At 73.5% G+C, this 22,224-nt stretch carries 5 protein-coding genes; 4 read left to right on the forward strand and 1 reads right to left on the reverse strand.

The window, feature by feature from the left end; translation table 11 throughout:
• Positions 1 to 23 precede the first annotated feature (23 nt).
• Complete coding sequence (locus tag ACN261_RS14160) at positions 24 to 4,112, reverse strand: Ig-like domain-containing protein (protein WP_425850470.1); 4,089 nt, start codon at positions 4,110 to 4,112, stop codon at positions 24 to 26.
• Between the two features lie 798 nt (positions 4,113 to 4,910).
• On the opposite strand from ACN261_RS14160, the gene ACN261_RS14165 reads away from it, so the two are divergent.
• From ACN261_RS14165 to ACN261_RS14180, 4 genes are all read left to right on the forward strand, one after another.
• The gene (locus tag ACN261_RS14165; protein WP_421485747.1) at positions 4,911 to 5,723 is read left to right on the forward strand and encodes a helix-turn-helix domain-containing protein; all 813 of its coding nucleotides are present in this window, start codon (positions 4,911 to 4,913) and stop codon (positions 5,721 to 5,723) included.
• 200 nt (positions 5,724 to 5,923) lie between these two features.
• A complete protein-coding gene (locus ACN261_RS14170) occupies positions 5,924 to 6,157 on the forward strand; it encodes an MbtH family protein (protein WP_421485748.1) in 234 nt (77 codons plus the stop codon).
• A 54-nt stretch (positions 6,158 to 6,211) separates the two neighbouring features.
• On the forward strand, positions 6,212 to 14,440 hold the full coding sequence (locus ACN261_RS14175) for an amino acid adenylation domain-containing protein (protein ID WP_425850471.1): 8,229 nt from the start codon (positions 6,212 to 6,214) through the stop codon (positions 14,438 to 14,440).
• A complete protein-coding gene (locus tag ACN261_RS14180; RefSeq protein WP_425850473.1) occupies positions 14,437 to 22,203 on the forward strand; it encodes an amino acid adenylation domain-containing protein in 7,767 nt (2,588 codons plus the stop codon). The genes ACN261_RS14175 and ACN261_RS14180 overlap by 4 nt, the downstream gene beginning before the upstream one ends.
• The last annotated feature ends 21 nt before the right edge of the window (positions 22,204 to 22,224 follow it).

The raw sequence follows: 22,224 nt of genomic DNA on the forward strand, positions 1-22,224 counted from the left end.
GGGGTCCCTCCGGTGCCGGACCGTCAGGTCCTGGTCAGGGTCACCTGCACTGTCTCACCCGGGCTCTGGCCGGCCGCGTTGGCGAACCCGACAGTGAACGTCACGTCGAGTCGACCCGTCTTGACCAGCGTCTGCCGGTACGCGGGGGCGACGGTCACGGTCACCGTGACGGTGTTCGCCTTGGCCACCTGGCGGGTGACCGCGTTGACCTTCTCCCCGCTGAGGGTCAGGGTGCCGGCCGTGTTGACCGTCGCGGTGAGCGTCGCCGTACCCGAGGCGGGGTCGGCCTCCACCTTGTCGATCCGTACGGTCGGTGCCGGCGTCGCCGGGTCGACAGTGCCGACGACCGGCTTGGACAGCGTCGACTGCCCGGACGAGTCGACCACCATCGCCTGGAATTTGACCTGCCTGCCGGCGTCCTTCGCCGCCGGTGTCCAGTCGAACAGGTAGGGGGCGGTGGTGCTGGTGCCGACCAGGGTGCCGTTGACGAACAGGCTCGCCGAGGCGATGGCGTGGTCGTCGGTGCCGCGCACCAGCGGGTGCACCGTCGACCCGACCCGGAGCACCGCGCCGCGTCCCGGGTCGGCCAGCTCGGCCGAGGGCGCGGCGTCGACGACCCGGCCCACAGTGGTCGGCACCGCCGGTGGTGGCGTCGGCCGGCGCTTGGTGACGGTGACCGTGGCGCTGCCCGTGCCGTCCACGCCGGAGATCGCCTCGACACCGGTGGCCGGGACCGCCGGGCCGCCCGGCACCGGTGGCCCGCTACCGAGGTAGCTGCCGGTCAGCGCGAACGGTGCGCCCTCGCGTACCGCCGTGTTGTCGGCGTTGGCGTTGTAGACGGCGAACCCGTTGCCGGTGAGGACGTTGCGGGTGCCGGTGAGCGCCCCGGCCGTCTCGGTGCCGGCATCGGTCAGCAGGATGCCGTACGACCGCTGGGGTGCGGGCGGATAGTAGTTCCCGGTGATCCGGCTGGTGTTCACGAAGCCGTCCGTCCCGCTGGTGTACGCGATGCCGGTCTGCGGGAACCGGCTGTTCGGCTCGCCGGTGACCACGGTGTCGGTCACGTACCCGTGCTGGCGGATGCCGGAGCGGACGGTGGTCTCGGGGGTGCCGTCGCGGCCCCGCGCGCCGTCGAAGAGGATGCCCCCGGACTGGTAGCCGCTGACCACGCTGCCGGTGACGGTCACCTCGCTCTCGACGGTGCCGGTGCCCGCCCCCCGGATGATGCCGGTCTTGACGATGCCCCAGCCGTGCGGGTGCGCGGCCAGTTCCGCCTCGGTGGTCGCCACCCGCAGCGGGCCGACGACGCTGTCGGCGACCCGGCCGGCCGCGCCGAAGAACGCGACACCCGCCTCGGCCCAGACGTCACCCGAGGTGACGGTCACGCCGGAGAGGTCGAGGAACATCTCGTTGGTGTCGGTCGAGCCGAGCGACTGCCGGGACACGGTGATCACGTTGCCGCCGCCGTCGCGCAGGTACGGCTGGTCGCCTGCCAGGTTTCCCAGCGACGGGTCGGGCATGATGGTCACCCTGTCCGCGCCGGCCCCCTTGATCTTCAGCGGCTTGGTGATGGTCAGGCCGTTGCGCGCGCCGCTCTGCACCGGGTTGGACGCGTGGTTCACCGGCGTCGACGACTCCCGGTAGACGCCCGCGCACACCACGATGGTGTCCCACGGCGAGGCGAAGTCGACGGCGGTCTGGATCGACGTGAACGAGGCGTTCGGGCACTGCTTCCGGTCGTCGTCGACCGTCCACGTGGTGTTGCCCTGCGGGTTCGCCACCGGGTCGACGAGCGTGACGTTGCCCGGGGTGTTGTCGTAGCCGGCGAGATAGGTCGCCGGGTCGGGGCCGCCGAGGGCGGACGGGCCGTGACCCGCGCCGTCGGCCCGGTCGCCGTCCGACAGGAGCTGCGCCCCCGCGTCGGATTCCTGAAAGCGTACGTCGGCCAGCTCGACCGAGCCGGACTTCGGCAGGTCGCCCACCCCGAACCGGAGTTCCAGCTTCGCCAGCGCGCCGACGTCGACGCCCTGCGCCGCGAACTCGGCGAGCGGGACCCGGATCTGGTCGAGGACGATGTGGGTGTTCGGGGTGTTCGTGCCGGTCGACATGTGCAGGGCGTTGCCCCAGCGGGGGTCACCGGCGTCGACGGTCCCCTCGCGGCCGGCGGCGTCGCGCAACGCGATCACGAACCGCTGGGTGGTCGAGGCCGGGTCGTACGACGTGGGTTTCTCGTTCGGCCAGACCGGGTTGGTCGGGGTGCCGTTGACGGTGGTGTCCCGGGTGTTGTCGCCCCGGTTGTCGGCACCCGGGTTGCGGGTGTCGAAGAAGTTCACGGCGGCGCTCAGCGCCAGCGCCTTCAGGTGCCGTACGTCACCGGACGCGGCCGGGATCGCGGCGGTCAGCGACGCGGCCGAGCCCGGCTCCCAGGCGAGGGTGAGCTGGCGACCGTAGGAGTGGTTGATGGGGCTGTTCTCCCGGGTGCCGTTCTGCCCGCCGAGCGCGCCCGCCGCCGGCAGTGGGCAGGGCTTGGCGGCGGCCGGCAGCCCGGTCTTCCCGAGCTGCGCCGGGGCGAAGTCCTGCGGCTCCGGGTTGCACCAGTCGTACCCGCCGGGGGTGGTCGCCGGTTTCGGGGTGACCCCGGCGGCCTGCGCGTACGGGTCGGCGAAGCCGCTGCCGGTCAGGGTTCCACCGAGGGCGTTACGGGTCAACGGGTTGGCCACCTCAGGCCGGATCACGTCCACCCGCTCCTGCGGGGCGGCGAAGTAGCTGGTGTTGACCCGCTCGTTGCATCCGATCGCGGTGCCGGACGGACTGGTCGGGCAGGCCGACGCCGGTACTTGGAGGCCACCCGGGGTGTTCGCCAGCTCACCTGTCAGGTAGGGCTGGAACGCGCCCTCGCCGCCGACGTAGCGGCGGAAGAACGCCGCCATCGTCGCCAGCCCCAGCTTCTCCTGGTCGCCCATCCGCGCCGGGTCACCGGAGAACTTGGTGTTCACGGCCGGGTTCAGCGGGTCGGAGTTGTCGATGGCGTAGTTCAGGGCCGGGTCGGTGTAGCTGGCCGCGCCGCTGAGCCGCAGGTTGTGCGGGTGGATGTTGTTGGTGGCGAACGGCGCGGAGTTGCCGCAGGCCGCGTCGTTGTTGGCCTGGCCGTCCGCGCCGCCGTCGGCGTACCAGACGGTGTTGTACCAGTTGTGGATCGCGCCGAGGTGCTCCACCTGGATGCGGGGGAAGGGGTCGCCCGGGTTGACGTACTGGCTGCGCTCGAACAGCCGCGCGCCCTGGAGGTTGGAGACGTCGCCGTCGCACATCGGCAGGATCGACAGGTACGGCATCCCGTACGGGGCCTTGCGCTCGTAGTCCACGGGCGCGAGCGAGATGACCCCACGCAGCGGGTACCGCGGGCCGTCGGTGCGGATGCGGTTGTAGTCGATGAAGCTGGACACCGCGTCACCGCCGCGCGAGTGGCCCATCAGGCCGATGCGGGTCAGGTCGAGGCGACCGGCGAGCGTGGTGCCGACGGTGGTGTGCCCGTCGACCGGCAGCCCGCCGGGGCGGTTCGCCGCGCTGAGCGCGTCCAGGGTCGCGGCGATGAGCATCCGGCGGCTGTGCATGCCCTTGCCCTTGCTGCTGTCCTGCCGCATCATCAGCTGGTCCTGGGACACCGAGAAGGTGGTGTAGCCCCAGGTGGCGAGGTTCTCCGCCAGGTAGGCGTAGCCGTTCTCGTTGTGCTTGAACTGGGCGCAGGTGAGCTGGGCGGTGTCCTGACCGGAGTCGCACGAGCCGTGGTTGCCGTGCACCAGCACGAGCACCGGCGACGGCGTGGTGCGTCGGGTGAAGTCCGGTGTGTGGAGCTGGCCCCGGATCTCGATCCGTTCCGGGGCCTGTGCGGTCCCGGCCGTCGGGTCGGCGCCTGAGGAGTTCGGTTCCTGGATGCTGGCGAGGCCGAGTTTGGCCTCCTGGACGGCCTGGTGTCCGAAGGGGCCACGGGCCGTCGGGTCGGGCAGGTCGGTCGTGGACGCCGGAGGCGGCGCGACCGCGGTGGGTGACGCCGCGGTGGCCGGCCCCGCCAGGGCCACCGGGGCCGTCACCGCGACGATCACCGAGAGGAGCACGCGCGTGCTCCTCGATGTTCGTACCTTCAAAGGTTTCTCCTCGGAGCGAGATTGAGCGTTCAACGGTCGCGAACGCTAACCAGCCCTCGTTTCTCCGAGGTTTCCGTCGACAGCCGTTTTCCGGTTGATCGAATACTTCCCTACCAGGGGATATGCGCCCACGGCGGCACTCTCGCGGCAACTCTGACACGCAGGGCACGGCCTTCTCCGCGGTGCGTTTCCGGGCCCGCGAGGACGGGGGCGTGGGCGTGATGCGGGTCGTGGGCACCGGTGGGAAACGGGTGGAACGGGCCCCGGAGAGGTGGTGCCGTCGCTGCCGGTGAGCGGAGGCGTCGGGCTACCCAGGGTGACGTGTCCATGGTTTGCGGATGGGTTGCTAACCGTCCAACGCGGTGATCACGGGCAATTAGTGCGCCGCCGTGTGGACGCGGCCAAGGGGCGCAATACGGACAGGTGTCCGATATGCCGGAGCGATCCGCGCGAATTTTTCCTGCTGAGTGACCAGACAGTGATGCAATCGAAACATGACTATTGGTGGCGAGGTCCGGAGCCGGTAGCATCCATATTCGTGACAGCCGTTGGCCGGCATTGTGCCGGCGGCGTCACGAGTGGCTGTCGACCATTTGGTCGAATGCTGCCCAGGATCTGCCGGCCCCGGTACCGGGCAACTGTGGCCGAGCGGTCCGTCCCGCTTTCGGCTCGCTGCGGAGTCGTGTGAACGGTGGCCGGTGCCCCGATTCGACCGGGCCCCGATCTGGAAACAAACATTCATGGCGGCTGCGCCAGAACGAGGGAGAAATGGTTGCCATCCGGCAGGTCTCGGCGGACCAGAACAGCGAGTTGGCCGCCTGCGTCAAAGCCTGGCGGCACCGGCTTCCGCCGGATGACCACCAGGTCGCCCGGAGGCGTCGGGGACGCCGGTCCAACGTCACCCAGGAGGAGGTCGCGGAACTGGTCGGGGTGAGCGTCGTCTGGTACAGCAACCTCGAACGCGGCGTACGCGCCAACTACTCCGACGCCTTCCTCGACGCCGTCGCCGGGACGCTGCGACTCGACCGGCACGAGCGGGAACTGCTGTACCTCCTGGCGATCGGCCGGATGCCCTCACCCGCGCCGGCCGGCACCTCCCCGACCGTCCTCGGCACCGCCCTGCGCCAGTTCGTCGAGGGGCAACGCTGGGCGACCTACGTGCTCGACCGGTACGCGCGGGTGGTGCTGCACAACGAGGTGTGCGAGTCCTACTATCCCTGGCTGCGCACCGATCCCAGCTATCCACGCTGGCTGTTCACCGACGCGGACGCCCGGCGGCGGCTGGTCAACTGGGACACCGACTGGGCGGCGCCGCTGCTCACCCAGATGCGCATCGCCCAGGCGCTGCACCCGCAGGACACCGGGATCGCCGCGCTCGTCGACGCCTGCCTTCAGACCAGTCCCGAGGCCCGTTGCCTGTGGGCCGCCCACCCCCCGTCCGGGCGTACCATGCGGTCGCGGCGCGGCATCCGGCTGGCCAGCGACCACCGTACGACCCTGGTCGACGTGGTCACCCTCACCGACCCGAGCACGAGCGACCTGCAGATCGTGTCGCTGATTCCGGTGGCCGAAGCCGCGTAGCCGCCGTTCCCGCATCCCGCCGCCGTAGGGGAATTGCACCCCGGCCGGTCCGGTCCTGTGTCCGCGCTGACGGGCCCCAACTGTCAGTTTAGGAAAGTGGCAATTTCTGGCCGCCACCCGCACCGCCGGGCAGGATTCTCCACGCCGCTTCCGGAGGCTTTGTGGACTCCTGCGGCCATCGATGCGGACCGGAGGCGGACATGAATCCTTTCGACGATGCGGACGGCACGTTTCTGGTGCTGGTGAATGCGGAGGCGCAGCACTCGCTGTGGCCGGAATTCGCCGAGGTGCCGGCGGGCTGGACCGTGGCATGGGGACCGGGCGACCGGGACGGCGCGCTTCGGTACGTGGAGGAGAACTGGCAGGACATGCGGCCGAGAAGCCTCGCTCTCGCGATGGCTCGGGCCGATGACGCCACCCTTCGTAGCGAGTAACAGCACCCATTCGCCGTGGCGCAGCAGGTGCACCTTCTGTCAGGAGAGTTTCGTATGGCTGAGGACAATCGGCGCTGGCCGTTGAGCAGCGAGCAGCAGCGGCTGTGGTTCCTCGACCGGCTGACGCCGGCGAGTGCCGTGTACCACGTCCCGGTCTCGTGGCGGTTGCGGGTCGACGTGCCGCTGCCGGCGGTCGTCGCCACCGTCGGCCGCCTGCTGGCCCGGCACGACGCGTTGTTCCTGGCCTTCGACGAGGTCGACGGTGAGCCCGTGCAGCGGCTGGTGTCCACCCGCGAGGTTCCCCTGACGGTCCACGACCTCACCGACCACCCCGCCGCCGAGCGCGACGCGCGCAGCGCCGAGGTGGTCCGGGAGGTGTCCCGCGCCCCGTTCGACCTGCGCGTTGGGCCCCTGGTCCGGGCGGCCGTCTTCACGGTCGACGGCCAGGTGCGGCTGCTCCACCTGACCTTCCACCACATCGCCGTCGACGGCCTCTCCCTGGAGATCGTCGAACGCGAACTCGCCGCCGGCCTGTGCGCCGCCGCCGACGCTGCCGGCCCCGCCGACGCTGCCGGCCCCGCCGGCCCCGCCGACGCTGCCGGACAGAGCGACGCCGCCGGACAGAGCGACGCCGTCGGCTCGGGCGACGCCGTCGGGGCCGGTGCCACCGGTGGGTCGGGGGACGCCGCCGGGTCGGCCGTGCCGGCCTACGTCGAGCACTGCCTCCGGCAGCAACGGTGGTTGGCCGGGCCGCAGGCGCAGCGGGAACTCGACAGCCGCGTGGCGCAGTTGCGGGGCGCGCCGGAGCTGCTCGAACTCGGGCGCGACCGGAACCGGCCCCGGGACTTCAGCTACCGCGGCGAGACCCTGCGGTTCACGGTGCCGCCGCAGCTCCGCGACCGGGTGCGGGACCTGGCCGGCCGGCACGGGGTGACGCCGTACGTGGTGCTGCTGGCGGCCTTCACGGTCTTCCTGCACCGGCAGACCGGCCAGACCGACGTGGTCGTCGGTTCGCCGGTCGCCGGCCGGGGGGACAGCCGGTTCCTGGACGTGGTCGGATTGTTCGCCGGCACGATGGTGTCCCGTACCGACCTGAGCGGCGAACCGACGTTCGGAACCGTCGTGGCGCGTACCCAGGAGTCGGTGCTGGCCGCCCTGGAACACCTGGACGTGCCGTTCGACCACCTGGTCAACCAGCTGGTGCCGCAGCGGGTGCCGAGCCACGGCCCGCTCGTGCAGGTGCTGTTCGCGTTCCACGAGAACGGGCCGGGTGCGGTCGGCGGGTCGTTCCTGAGCCGCGAGTTCGTGTCGACGGACACCGCGAAGCTGGACCTCACGTTCACCGTCTACGACGTCGCCGGCCGGTACGACGTCGAGATCGAGTACTGCACGGACCTGTTCCTGCGCGCCACGGTCGAGTACTTCTTCCGGCACTGGTCGAGTCTGCTGGGCAGCGCCCTCGACCGGCCCGACCTGGCGATCGGGCAGCTCGCGGCGGTGGACGACACCGAGCGGGCGCTGGTGCGGTCCTGGACCACACCGTCCCCGGTGGACCTTCCCGACGGTGAGTTGGTGCATGAGTTGGTGGGGCGGTGGGTGGGTGTGTCGCCGGGTGCGGTGGCGGTGGTGTGTGGGGAGGTGGTGTTGACGTATGGGGAGTTGGGGGTGTTGTCGGATCGGGTGGCGGGGTTGTTGCGGGGGTTGGGTGTGGGTGGTGGTGGGTTGGTGGGGGTGTGTGTGGGGCGGTCGGTGGATGCGGTGGTGTGGTGTTTGGGGGTGTTGAAGGTTGGTGCGGCGTATGTGCCGTTGGATGTTGATTATCCGGTGGAGCGGTTGTCGTTGATGTTGGTGGATTCGGGTGTGTCGGTGGTGTTGGGGGGTTCGGGTGTGGCGGGGCGGTTGCCGTCGGGCCCGTGGCGGGTGGTGGAGATCGATCCGGACGGCCCGGAGCCGGACGCCGCGCAGGCGGCCGGATCGCCGGTGGCCGGGGAGGTGCCGGACCCCGTGGTGACGGGGGACAGTGCGGCGTACGTGATCTACACGTCGGGCTCGACCGGCCGACCCAAGGGCGTCACGGTGACCCACCGCAACGCCGCCCGGCTGTTCGCCTCGGCGGCCCGGGACTTCCGGTTCGGCCCGGACGACGTCTGGTCGATGTTCCACAGCATGTCGTTCGACGTCAGCGTCTGGGAGATCTGGGGCGCGTTGAGCACCGGCGGCCGGCTGGTCGTGGTGCCCTACTGGGTCTCCCGCAGCCCCGACGACCTGTACGCGCTGGTCCGGGACGCGCAGGTGACCGTGTTCAGCCAGACGCCGTCGGCGTTCGTCCAGTTCGAGGCCGTCGACGCCCGCCTGCGCGACCCGCTGCGGCTGCGCTACGTCATCTTCGCCGGTGAGGCGCTGGAACGCGGCTCGGTACGCCGGTGGACACAGCGGCACGCCGCGGGCCGCCCCCGGCTGGTCAACATGTACGGGATCACCGAGACCACCGTGCACGACACCTTCCGCGAGATCGTGCCGGACGACCTGGACCGGGCCCTCACCCAGATCGGCCGCCCCCTGGCCGACATGGCGATCCACGTCCTGGACCGGTACCTGCGCCCCTGCCCGGTCGGCGTCACCGGGGAGATGTACGTCGGCGGTCCGGGGGTGGCCCGGGGCTACCTCGGCCAACCCGGCCTGACCGCGGGACGTTTCGTGGCGGACCCGGTGGGAGCCGAGCCGGGTGCCCGCCTCTACCGCAGCGGCGACCTGGCCCGGTGGCGTCCGGACGGGACCCTGGAGTACGCGGGCCGCGCCGACAGCCAGGTCAAGATCCGCGGCTTCCGGGTGGAGCTGACCGAGATCGAGGCGACCGCCCACCAGTTCCCCGGCGTCACCGCCGTGGCGGTCACCATCCGCCCCGACGACGCCGGGGCACCGCAGCTCATCGCGTACGTGTCGGGGGAGGCCGGGTCGGCGGTGCCGGTCGCCGACCTGCGGCGGTGGCTGGCGGACCGGCTGCCTGACTACATGGTGCCGGGGCGGTTCGTGGAGTTGGCGGCGATCCCGCTGACGCCGAGCGGCAAGACCGACCACCGGCGGCTGCCCGACCCGGACGAGGCACGCCCCGCCGGCAGCGGTGACTACGTGGCGCCGCAGGGACCGGTGGAGCGGCGGCTCGCCGAGATCTGGGTCGAGGCGCTCGGCCCGGTCCAGGTGGGCCGGCACGACAACTTCTTCCACCTGGGCGGGGACTCGATCCGCAGCATCCGGGTGCTCGGCGCGGCCCGCGCCAGCGGCATCTCCTTCGCGTTGCAGGAGCTGTTCCACCGGCCGACGGTCGCCGAACTCGCCACCGTCTGCACGGTCGTCGACCTGCCCGACGCCCCGGTACGTCGCCCGTTCGAGCTGGTCGCCGCCGCCGACCGGGCGCACCTGCCGGACGGTCTCGTCGACGCGTACCCGATGACCGCGTTACAGGTGGGCATGGTCTACGAGATGACCCGCGACCTGGAGCGGCTGCCGTACCACAACGTCGACAGCATGAAGGTGCGGGCACCGTTCGAGGCGGACGCCTTCACCCGGGCGGTCGCCCACGTGGTACGCCGGCATCCGATCCTGCGCACGGCGCTGTCGTTGACCGACCACAGCGAGCCACTGCAACTGGTGCACGCCGAGGCGGTCCTGCCGGTCGGCGTCGACGACCTGCGTGACCTGGACGAGGCGGCGCAGGACGAGATCGTCAGGTCCTACCTGGAACACCAGCGGGTCACCCCGTTCGACCACGACCGCCCACCGTTGCTGCGGATGCACGTGCACCGCCGCTCGGACGAGGTGTTCCAGTGGACGCTGACCGAGCACCACGCCGTGTTCGACGGCTGGAGCCTGCACTCCACCCTCAGCGAGATCATGCGGGTCTACCAGGGCCTACGTGCCGGCGTGGAGCCGACCGACCCGCCGTTGAGCGCGCAGTACCGCGACTTCGTCGAGCTGGAACGCGCCGCGCTGACGTCGGCGGAGACCGAGCAGTTCTGGCGCGAGCGGCTGGCCGACCCGCCGGACACCCGGCTGCTGCGCTGGCCCGACGGGCCGGTGCCGGAGCTGCCCGCCGAGACCCGCTTCACGGGCGAGTGGTGGTACGCCACCGACGCCCGCCAACGGTACGGCTCGGTCGAGACGGTGCTCAGCCCGGAACTCTGCACGGCGCTGCGGGAGCTGGCCACCCGGTGCGGCGCGTCGCTGAAGACCCTCTTCGTGGCCGCCTGCCTGCGTACCGTCGGCTACGCCACCGGCGCGACGGACGTCCTGGTCGGGGTGACCGCCAACGGCCGCCCCGAGGAGCGCGGCGGCGACGACGTCCGCGGGCTGTTCCTCAACACGCTGCCGTTCCGGCTGGTGCTGCCGGACGGCCGGTGGACCGACCTGATCGCCGAGGTGTTCGCGGCCGAACGGGACATGCTGCCGCACCGCCGCTTCCCGATGGCCGAGATGCAACGCCGGCTCGGCATGGACCAGCCGGTCAACGTCAACTTCGTCTACAACCACTTCCACGTGATGGCCGAGATGCTGTCCGACCGGGGCACCGAGATCCTCGACGGCAAGATCGGCAGCTTCTCCACCGTACGCGCCGAGCCGACGAACTTCCCGCTCAACATCGGGGTCGTCCGGGACCCGGTCTCCGACCGGGTGCTGCTGGCGATGGACTTCCACACCGACGCGGTCCGGGCCGAGCAGGTGCGGCTGCTGCGCGACTGGTTCGTGGCCGCCCTCTGGGACATGGTGACCGCTCCGGACCGCCACTACCTGCGCGAACCGCTGACGGTCGCACCGGCCCTGACGACCGCGCCCGCCCTGACGACCGCGCCGGCCCCGACGACCGCGCCGGATGCGACGACCACGCCGGACCCGAGCGCCGCGCCGGAGGCGTCGGCGGCGGACCTGGCGGCCACGAGCCCGTCCCCGGTGGACCCTGCGGCGTGGACCGACCCGGCGGCTGCGGGTGCCGGTGAGTTGGTGCATGAGTTGGTGGGGCGGTGGGTGGGTGTGTCGCCGGGTGCGGTGGCGGTGGTGTGTGGGGAGGTGGTGTTGACGTATGGGGAGTTGGGGGTGTTGTCGGATCGGGTGGCGGGGTTGTTGCGGGGGTTGGGTGTGGGTGGTGGTGGGTTGGTGGGGGTGTGTGTGGGGCGGTCGGTGGATGCGGTGGTGTGGTGTTTGGGGGTGTTGAAGGTTGGTGCGGCGTATGTGCCGTTGGATGTTGATTATCCGGTGGAGCGGTTGTCGTTGATGTTGGTGGATTCGGGTGTGTCGGTGGTGTTGGGGGGTTCGGGTGTGGCGGGGCGGTTGCCGTCGGGTCCGTGGCGGGTGGTGGAGGTGGATGCCGAGGGTTCGGCGGTGGGGGAGCAGGCCGTGCCGGTGGAGGTGCCGGCGTCGTCGGTGGTGACGGGGGACAGTGCGGCGTACGTGATCTACACGTCGGGCTCGACCGGCCGACCCAAGGGCGTCACCGTCCCGCACTCCGCGGTCACCCGGCTGCTGCACTGGGGGCGGGACTTCCTGCACGCCGGCCCCGACGACGTCTGGTCGATGTTCCACAGCATGTCGTTCGACTTCTCCGTCTGGGAGATCTGGGGTGCGTTGAGCACCGGCGGCCGGCTGGTCGTGGTGCCCTACTGGGTCTCCCGCAACCCGGAGGATTTCCACCGGCTGGTGACCGGGGCCGGGGTGACCGTGCTCAACCAGACCCCCTCGTCCTTCGCCCAGTTCGAGGAGGTCGACTCCCGGTCGGACCAGCCGCACGCGCTGCGCTGGGTGGTCTTCGGCGGCGAGGCGTTGGAACACGCGTCGGTGCGCCGCTGGGCCGCGCGGCACGGCTGGGACCGGCCCCGGCTGGTCAACATGTACGGGATCACCGAGACCACCGTGCACGTCACCGCCCGTACCCTCGGGCCGGACGACGTCGGGGACGGTCTGAGCCGGATCGGCCGCGAGGTGGCCGGGCTGACCGCCCACGTCCTCGACCCGATGCTGGTCCCCGTCCCGATCGGCGCGGTCGGCGAACTGTACGTCGGCGGGGCGCGGCTGGCCCGGGGGTACGCCGGCCGGCCGGCGCTGACCGCCGAGCGGTTCGTCGCCGACCCGTACGGCAGCCGGCCCGGTGGGCGGCTGTACCGCACCGGTGACCGGGTGCGGCTGCGCCCCGACGGCGACCTGGAGTACGCCGGCCGGGTCGACAACATGGTCAACATCCGGGGCTTCCGGGTCGAGCCCGGCGAGATCGAGGGCACCCTCGCCCGGCACCCGGCGGTCGGCGCGGCCGTGGTGACCGCCCGTACCGACGGGCCCGGACGGGTCACCCTGGTCGGCTACGTCACGCCGGCCGGCACCGCCACCCTCACCGCCACCGAGGTACGCGAGTGGCTGCGGCACCAGCTTCCCGAGTACCTGCTGCCGGCCCGGCTCATGGTGCTCGACGCGCTGCCGCTGACGCCCACCGGGAAGGTCGACCGGGCGGCGCTGCCCGAACCCGACCTCGACGGCGCGGTCACCGGCCCGGCCGCCCGGACCCCGGCCGAACGCCTCCTCTGTGACCTCTTCGCCGAACTGCTCGGGGTGCCCGAGGTGGGCATCGACGGCAGCTTCTTCGGCCTCGGCGGCGACAGCATCATGTCCATCCAGCTGGTCAGCCGGGCCCGCCGCGCCGGCCTGCACCTCAAACCGAAGGACGTCTACCAGCAGCGCACCGTGCGCGCCCTGGCCGCCGTGGCGACCACCGTGGACGACCGGACCGTCGAACGCCCGGACGACGCGACCGGCGCGGTGCCGGTGACGCCGATCCTGGCCTGGGCCCGGGAGGAGCTGGGCGGCCCACTTGACGCGTTCAGCCAGTCGATGCTGGTCCGGGTGCCCGCCGCGACGACCGTCAACCAGGTGCGGGAGGCGTTGCAGGCGCTGCTCGACCACCATCCCGCGCTGCGGATGCGGGCCCGCACCGGGGACGGGCCGTGGGAGCTGGAGATCCCGCCCGCCGGGGCGGTACGCGCCGAGGACTGCCTGCACACCGTCGACCTGACCGACGCCACCCCGGCCGGGCGCGCGACGGCCCTCGCCGACCAGGCACAGGCCGCCCGGGACCGGTTGCGTCCCGCCGACGGGGTGCTCGTGCAGGCCGTCTGGTTCCCGGCCGGCCCGCAGACCGGCAACCGGCTGCTGCTGGTCGTCCACCACTTCGCCGTCGACGGGGTGTCGTGGCGCATCCTGCTCGGCGACCTCCGGGCCGCCTGCGCCGCGCTCGGCGACGGGAGACCGCCGACGTTGGAGCCGGTGGGCACGTCCCTGCGCGGCTGGGCGCGGCAGGTCGCGGCGCTCACCGACGGACCGGTCCGTGAGGACGAACTGGCCGGCTGGACGCGGCTGCTGGACCGGCCGGCGACGCCGCTCGGCGAGCGCCCCCTCGACCCCCGGGTCGACGTCTTCGCCCGGCTGCGCAGCCTGTCCCGCAGCGCCTCGACGGACTGCACCGCGGCCGTGCTCACCACCGCCCCGGCCGCGTACCGCACCGGGGTGGACGAGATCCTGCTGACCGCGCTGGCCCTGGCGCTGCCGCCGTGGCTGGCCCGGCGGGGCCGGGGCGGCACCGACGGGGTGCTGGTCAACCTGGAGGGGCACGGCCGCGACGGCCTGGTGCCGGACGCCGACCTGTCCCGCACCGTCGGCTGGTTCACCCGTATCCACCCCGTCCGGCTCGACCCCGGTCCGGTGGACGCCGCGCAGGTCCGCTCCGGTGGTCAGGCGGTCAGCGCCGCGGTGAAACGGATCAAGGAGCAGCTCCGCGCCCTGCCACCCGCCGGCGGGTACGGCGTGCTGCGCTATCTCGACCCGCGGACCGGCCCGGTGCTGGCCGGGATGCCGGCCCCCCAGGTGGCCTTCAACTACCTGGGCCGGTTCCCCGCCGCCGCACCTGACGACTGGGGGCCGGCCGAGGAGGGCGCGGTGCTGCGGGGCGGGGCCGATCCCCGGCACCCCGTGCCGCACGTGCTGGAGGTCGCCGCCGTCACCGTCGACGGCCCGACCGGCCCACACCTGCGGACCACCTGGTCGTGGCCGGCGGAACTGCTGGCCGAGGCCGACGTGGCCGACCTCGCGGACGACTGGCACGCCGCCCTGGCGGCGGTGGTGGCCGGCGCGACGGCACCGACCGCCGGCGGTCCCACACCGTCGGACCTGACGCTGGTCACGCTGAGTCAGGACGAGATCGACGACCTTGAGCAGGAACTGGCGGCGGAACAGGGAGCGGTGTCATGACCACGTCGAGCATCGAGGACATTCTGCCGCTGGCACCCCTGCAGGCCGGGATGATGTTCCATTCCTGGCACCAGAGCAGCGGGCCGGAGGTGCAGACCGCGCAGCTGATCCTGGACCTGCACGGTCCGCTGGACGTCGCCGCGTTGCGGGCGGCGGCGGAGGCGCTGCTGCGCCGCTACCCCAACCTGCGGGCGAGTTTCCGGGAACGCCGCTCCGGCCCACCCGTGCAGGTGGTCGTCCGCCGGCCGGAGCTGTCCTGGACGGAGGTCACCGTCGCACCGGAGGAGGACCCGGACGTCGCCCTCGCCCGGCACACCGAGGCCGACCAGGGACGGCGGTTCGACCTGCGGCGGGCCCCGCTGATCGGGTTCCGGCTGATCCGGGTCGACGGCCACCGGCACCGGCTGGTCGTCACCTACCACCACATCCTGCTCGACGGCTGGTCCACCGCCCTGCTCATCCGGGACCTGTGCTCCCTCTACGCGCAGGGCGACGTGCTGCCACCGGCCCCGTCGTACCGGGACTTCCTGGGCTGGCTGGCCGGGCGGGACCGGCCGGGCGCGGAGGCGGCCTGGCGGACGGCGCTGGCGGACCTGTCCGGGCCCACCCTCGTCGCCCCGGCCGACCCGACCCGCGTCCCGGTCTGGCCCGGCGACCTGCCTGCCGAACTCGACCCGGCGGCCACGGCGGACCTGGTGGCGTTCGCCAGGCGGCACGACCTCACCGTCAACACCCTCGTGCAGGGCGCGTGGGCGCTGCTGATCGGTCAGCTCACCGGGCGCGACGACGTGACGTTCGGCGCGGCGGTCTCCGGCCGGCCACCCGAGCTGCCCGGGTCCGAGAACATGGTCGGGCTGCTGATGAACGTGGTGCCGGTACGGGTCCGGCTGCGCCGCGACGAACCCCTGTCGGCGCTGCTGACCCGCCTCCAGCACGAGCAGGCGCAGCTCATCGAGCACCACCACCTGGGCCTGGCCGACATCCAGAAGGTGGCCGGGACCGGCGAGCTGTTCGACACCTGCGTCGCGTTCGAGAACTTCCCCGAGTCCGGTGAGCTGCGCTGCGGGCCGCTGCGGGTGGAGGCGGGCGCCGCCGACGCCGCCCACTACCCGCTGAGCCTGAACGCGGCGGCCGGCACCCGGCTGCGGATGCGGCTGTCGTACCGGCCCGACCTGTTCCCGGTGGGGTTCGCCCGGGGGCTGCTGCGCCGGTTCACCCGGCTGCTGACCGACCTGCCCACCCTGCTCGGGATGCGTACCGGTCGGCTCGACCTGCTCGACGTGCCCGAGCGGCTCCGGCTGTCGACCCAGGGCCGCAACCCCGACCCGGTGCCGGTGGCGACCCTGCCGGCCCTGGTCGAGGCGTGGGCGGCCCGCACGCCCGACGCGGTCGCCGTGCGCTGCGGGGCGGACCGGCTGACGTACGGGGGGTTGAACGCGCGGGCGAACCGGCTCGCCCACGCCCTGATCGCCCGGGGGATCGGCCCGGAGCAGCTCGTCGCGCTGGTGCTGCCGCGCGGGGTGGACCTGGTCACCGCGATCCTCGCGGTGACCAAGGCGGGCGCCGGGTACCTGCCGGTCGACCCGGACTACCCGGGTCCGCGCGTCGCGCAGATGCTCGCCGACGCCGCGCCGGCCGGCGTGGTGTTCGCCGGGGCGGACGCCGCGCCGACGGCCCGCGCCGCCGCCGAGGCCGCCGACCTGCCCCGGATCGACCTCGACGACCCCGCGCTGCTCGCCGAGCTGTCCGGCCACCCGGACCGCGACCCCACCGACCGGGACCGCCGCACCCCGCTGCTGCCGACCCACCCGGCGTACGTGATCTTCACCTCCGGGTCCACCGGACGGCCGAAGGGCGTCGTCGTCACCCACCAGGGCGTCAGCAGCCTCGCCGCCACCCAGGCCGACCGGCTCGGCGTGGACGGTCGGGCCCGCGTCCTCCAGTTCGCCTCACCCAGCTTCGACGCCTCCTTCTGGGAACTGTGCATGGCGTTGACCTCGGGTGCGGCCCTCGTCGTGCCTACCGAACGGCTGCTCGTCGGCGACCTGCTCGCCGACTTCGTCCGGGCCCACGGGATCACCCACGCGACGCTGCCCCCGGCGGTGCTCACCCCGCTGGCCGCGCAGCCCCTGCCCACCCTGCGTTCCCTGGTGCTGGCCGGCGAGGCGTGCCCGGCCGAACTGGTGACCCGCTGGGCGGAGGGCCGTCGCATGGTCAACGCGTACGGCCCGACGGAGACGACGGTCTGCGCCACCATGAGCGCCGACCTGCGCGCCGACCGGGCCGGGTCCGGGGCCGCCGTGCCCATCGGCCGCCCGGTCCGCAACTGCCAGGTGTACGTCCTCGACGACGCCCTGCGGCTGGTCCCCGCCGGGGTGGCCGGTGAACTGTACGTCTCCGGCCGGGCCCTGGCCCGGGGCTACCTGCGTCGGCCGGGGCTGACCGCGACCCGGTTCCTGGCCGACCCGTACGCGGGGCCGGGGGAGCGGATGTACCGCACCGGTGACCTGGTGCGCTGGCGTCCCGACGGCGAGCTGGAGTTCGTCGGCCGGGTGGACGACCAGGTGAAGGTGCGCGGGCACCGGATCGAACCGGGCGAGGTGGAGGCGGTGCTGACCCGGCACGACACGGTCGCCCAGGCGGCGGTGGTCGTCCGGGAGGTGGGCGCGGGGGGCCGGCAGCTCGTCGGCTACCTGGTGGGCCCGCCGGACGGCCCCGCCCCCGACCCGGCCACCGTCCGCGCCTTCGTCGCCGGCCAGCTGCCCGAGTACATGGTGCCGAACGTCCTGGTGCCTCTGGCGGCCCTGCCGCTGAACCGCAACGGCAAGGTCGACCGGGCGGCCCTGCCCGCACCCGACCAGGAGCCGACGACCGTCGCCGACCAGCCGGGCACCGCCACCGAGAAGCTGCTGTGCGACCTGTTCGCCGAGGTGCTGGGGGTGCCGACGGTCGGCGTCACGGACAGCTTCTTCGGCCTCGGCGGCGACAGCATCTCGTCGATCCAGCTGGTCAGCCGGGCGCAGAGCGAGGGGCTGGCCATCCGGCCCCGGGACGTCGTCGCGCACCCGACCGTCGCCCGGCTCGCCGCCGTCGCCGACCTGGCCGCCGACCACGGCCGGGACGCCGCCGTCAGCCGCGCCGACGACGGGGTGGGCGAGTTCGAGCCGACGCCGATCATGGAGTGGCTGCGGGCGGCCGGCGGACCGGTCGACGGCTACTACCAGTCCATGGTGGTCCCGGTCCCCGCCGACCTCACCGAACCGGATCTCCGGGCCGCCCTGCAGGCGGTGCTCGACCGGCACGACACGCTGCGGATGCGGCTGGACCGGCCGTCCTGCCCCGACGGCCCGTGGCGGCTGGACGTGACGCCGGCAGGCAGCGTACCGGCCGCGTCGGTGCTGACCCGGGTGCCCGTCGATCCGGACACGCCGGAGCCGGACCGCCGCCGGATCGTCGCCGACCACGCGGCGGCGGCCCAGGCCCGGCTCGCGCCGGGTGCGCGGATGATGCTCCAGGCCGTCTGGTTCGACGCCGGCCCCGGGCACCGGGGCCGGCTGCTGCTGGCCGCCCACCACCTCGCCGTCGACGCGACGTCCTGGCGGATCCTGCTGCCCGACCTGGCCGCCGCGTGGGCGGCCGTGTCCGCCGGTGGACGGCCCGAGCTGGCCCCGGTCACCACCTCGTACCGGCGGTGGTCGACGCTGCTGGGCGAGGAGGCGACCCGACCGGCGCGCAGCGCCGAACTGGACCTGTGGCGCGGGATGCTCGCCGAGCCCCCGCCGCCGGTCGGCACCCGTGCCCTGGACCCGGCCCGGGACACCGCCTGGACCGCCCGTTCGCTGGCGCAGACCGTCCCGGTGGAGCTGTCGGCGGCGCTGCTGCGCCGGGTGCCGGACGCGCTGCACGCCGGGGTGGACGAGGTGCTGCTGGCCGCGCTGACCGTCGCGGTCGCGTCGGGCCGGCCGGGCGGGCTGCTGGTCGACGTCGAGAGCCACGGCCGCGAACCGCTGGCCGACCACGTCGACGTCGCCCGTACCGTCGGCTGGTTCACCAGCCTGTACCCGGTGCGGCTGGACCCGGGGGCGGTGGACTGGGCGCAGGTGTGGGCCGCCGGGCCCGCCGTCGGCACCGTCGTGCGGCGGGTCAAGGAGCAGCTCCGCGCGGTGCCCGACCACGGCATCGGGTACGGGTTGCTGCGCTACCTGAACCTGGCCACCGGCCCCGAACTCGCCGGACTGGGCCGCCCGCAGCTCGGCTTCAACTACCTGGGCCGGCTCGGTGGCGGCACGTCCGAGGCGGACTGGACCCCCGTACCGCAGGACGCCCTCGGCGGTGACGTCGACGCGGACATGCCGCTGCCGCACGCGGTGTCGCTGAACGCCGTCACCGTGGACCTCGCCGACGGTCCGCAGCTGCGGGCCACCTGGACCTGGGCCGGTGACGCCGTGCCCGAGGCCCGGGTCCGCGAGCTGGCCGACGGGTGGCTGCGCGCGCTGCAGGTGCTGGCGGACAGCACCGCGACCCCGGCGGTGGGCCGGATCCCCTCCGACTTTCCGCTGGTCACGATCGGTCAGGGGGAGCTGGACACGATCTCGGCCGAGCATCCCCGGCTGACCGACCTGCTGCCGCTGGCCCCGTTGCAGGAGGGCATCCTCTACCACGCCACGTACGCCGGGACCGGCGCGGACGTCTACACCGCCCAGCTGACCCTGGAGCTGACCGGCCGGCTGGACCCGGCGGCCCTGCACCGGGCCGCCCGGGACCTGCTGACCCGGCACCCGCACCTGGGTGCGGCGTTCCGGCAGCGGCTCACCGGCCCCCCGGTGCAGGTGATCGGCGACGGCGTCGAGCTGCCCTGGCAGGAGGTCGACCTGTCGGCGCTGCCCGCTCCGCAGGCGCAGGCCGAGGCCGCCCGCATCGCCGTCACCGAACGGCGTCGACGCTTCGACCCGGCCCGGCCGCCGCTGCTGCGGTTCAGCCTGGTCCGCCTGGGTGCCGAGCGGTACCGCCTCGACTTCACCCACCACCACATCCTGCTCGACGGCTGGTCGCTGTCGCTCGTCGTCCGCGACCTGATCGCGCTCTACGAGCACCACCGGGGGGCCGCCGCCCCGCCGCCGCCGGTGCCGTTCCGCAGCTATCTGGACTGGGTGGCCCGGCAGGACCGGCCGGCCGCCGAGGCGGCGTGGCGCACGGCGCTGGCCGGGCTGGCCGAACCGACCCTGCTGGCCGGGCCGGGTGCCGCCCACCCGACGGCGCTGCCCCGCGACCTCGACGTCGAGCTGGACGAGGGGCTGACGGCGGCACTGACCGCCCTGGCCCGGGAGCGGGGCGTCACGGTGAACACCGTGCTCCAGGCCGCCTGGGGGGTGCTGCTCGGTTACCTGACCGGGCGCACCGACGTGGTGTTCGGGATGCCGGTGGCGGGCCGCCCGCCGGAGCTGCCCGGCGTCGCGACGATGGTGGGGCTGTTCCTCAACACGCTGCCGGTACGGGTACGGACCGGCCCCGGGGAGGCGTTCGGCGACCTGCTGACCCGGCTGCACGGTGAGCAGTCCGCGCTGGTGCCGCACCAGTACCTGGGGCTGGGCGCGGTGCAGCGGCTCGCCGGCACCCCCGGCACCCTCTTCGACACCCTGTACGTCTTCGAGAACTACCCGGTCGCGCTGGACGGCACCCCGGCCCTGGGCGAGGCCCGGATCACCGACGTGCAGGGCCGCGACGCCACCCACTACCCGCTCGCCGTGGTGGTGCTCCCCGGGGCCCGGATGCGGATCCGCCTCAGCCACCAGCCGGACCTGGTCTCCCCGGCGACCGCCGACGCGGTGCTGGAACGGTTGCGGGCGCTGCTGGCGGCGGTCGTCGCCGACCCGGGCGTCCCGGTGGCCCGGCTGTCCCCGCTCACCGGGGCGGACCGGCGGCTGCTCGCCGAGGCCAACGACACGACCGTCCCGCCGGCCCGGACCGACCCGGACACCCTGGTCGGCCGGTTCGAGGCGCAGGTACGACGCACCCCGGACGCGGTCGCCGTCCACGACGGCGACGGGGAGCTGAGCTACGCCGACCTGGACGCCGCCGCCAACCGGCTGGCCCACCTGCTGATCGGCCGCGGCGTCGGCCCGGAACGGGTGGTGGCCGTCGCGCTGCCCCGCTCCACGGCCAGCCTGGTGGCGATCCTCGCCACGGTCAAGACGGGTGCCGCGTACCTGCCGGTGGACCCGGATTACCCGGCGGCGCGGCGGGCCCTGATGGTCAGCGACAGCGGGGCCGACTGCGTGCTGACGACCGGGGGGACCGTCGGGCAGCTGGTCGCCGCGGGCTGCCCCGCCGACCGCTGCCTCGACGTCGACGCCCCGGCCGTGGGGGAACTGCTCGCCCGGCAGCCGGCGACCGCCCCCACCGACCGGGACCGGTCCACGCCGCTGCGCGTCGGCCATCCCGCCTACGTCATCTACACCTCCGGCTCGACCGGCCGGCCCAAGGGCGTCGTCGTGCCGCACGCCGGCATCGTCAACCGGCTGGCCTGGATGCAGGACCGGTACCGGCTGACCGCCGCCGACCGGGTCCTGCACAAGACGAGCCTCAGCTTCGACGTGTCGGTGTGGGAGATGTTCTGGCCGCTGTCCACCGGCGCGGCGGTCGTCGTCGCCGACGCGGACGACCAGCGGGACCCGACCCGGCTGGCCCGGCTGATCGACAGGCAGCGGGTCACCACCGCCCACTTCGTACCGTCGGTGCTGGCCGCCTTCCTGACCGAGCCGGTCGCCGCGCACTGTGTCGGCCTGCGCCTGGTGATCTGCAGCGGCGAGGCACTGGACCCGGAACTCGCCCACCGGTTCCACGCCACCTGCGGCGCGGACCTGCACAACCTGTACGGGCCCACCGAGGCGTCCGTGGACGTCACCCACTGGCCGGTGCCGGCGGGCGGGCGGGCGGCGTACGTGCCGATCGGGCGGCCCATCTGGAACACCCGGGTGCACGTGCTGGACGGCTTCCTGCGCCAGGTGCCCCCGGGGGTGGTGGGCGACCTCTACCTGACCGGTGTCGGTCTGGCCCGGGGCTACCTGGACCGCCCCGGGCTGACCGCCGAGCGGTTCCTGGCCGACCCGTTCGGCGGGCCGGGGGAGCGGATGTACCGCACCGGGGACCGGGCGGCCTGGGACCCGGCCGGCCAGGTGGTCTTCCACGGGCGCGACGACCAGCAGGTCAAGGTGCGGGGCTTCCGCGTCGAACTGGGTGAGATCGACGCGGCGCTGGCCCGCTGCGCCGGGGTGCTGGCGGCGGCGACGGCGGTCCGCGAGGACGTGCCGGGCATCCGCCGGATCGTCGGGTACGTGGTGCCGACCCCGACCACCCCGTTCGATCCGGTCCGGTTGCGCGACGAGCTGGCCGCGAACCTGCCGGCGCACCAGGTGCCGGCGGCGTTCGTCGCGCTCGACGCGTTGCCGCTCGGGCCGACCGGCAAGCTCGACCGGGCGGCCCTGCCCGCGCCGCCGGTGCCCACGGCCGACCCGGTCGCCGCCGCGCCGCTCGACGGGCTGCCGGCCCGGCTGTGCGAGCTGTTCAGCGAGGTGCTGGGGGTGCCGGCGGGGGTCGACGACGACTTCTTCGACTTGGGCGGGGACTCGTTGACCGCGATGCGGCTGGTGCACGGCGTCGAGGCGGCGCTCGGCGTCGACCTGGAGGTCGTGGAGCTGATGGCGCACCCCACCCCCGCCCGGCTGGCCGCGCGCCTGCCCGAACCGGTGCCGGCCGCCGACTGACCCGGCCGCCCTCCCACCGAC

Origin of the sequence: Micromonospora sp. WMMD723, from assembly GCF_049863385.1 — a bacterium.
Classification (GTDB): domain Bacteria; phylum Actinomycetota; class Actinomycetes; order Mycobacteriales; family Micromonosporaceae; genus Micromonospora; species Micromonospora wenchangensis.

Coding starts and splice junctions, on each gene's coding strand:
- ACN261_RS14175 (WP_425850471.1), top strand. CDS start 6,212: ATGGCTGAGGACAATCGGCGCTGGCCGTTGAGCAGCGAGCAGCAGCGG.
- ACN261_RS14165 (WP_421485747.1), top strand. CDS start 4,911: ATGGTTGCCATCCGGCAGGTCTCGGCGGACCAGAACAGCGAGTTGGCC.
- ACN261_RS14170 (WP_421485748.1), top strand. CDS start 5,924: ATGAATCCTTTCGACGATGCGGACGGCACGTTTCTGGTGCTGGTGAAT.
- ACN261_RS14180 (WP_425850473.1), top strand. CDS start 14,437: ATGACCACGTCGAGCATCGAGGACATTCTGCCGCTGGCACCCCTGCAG.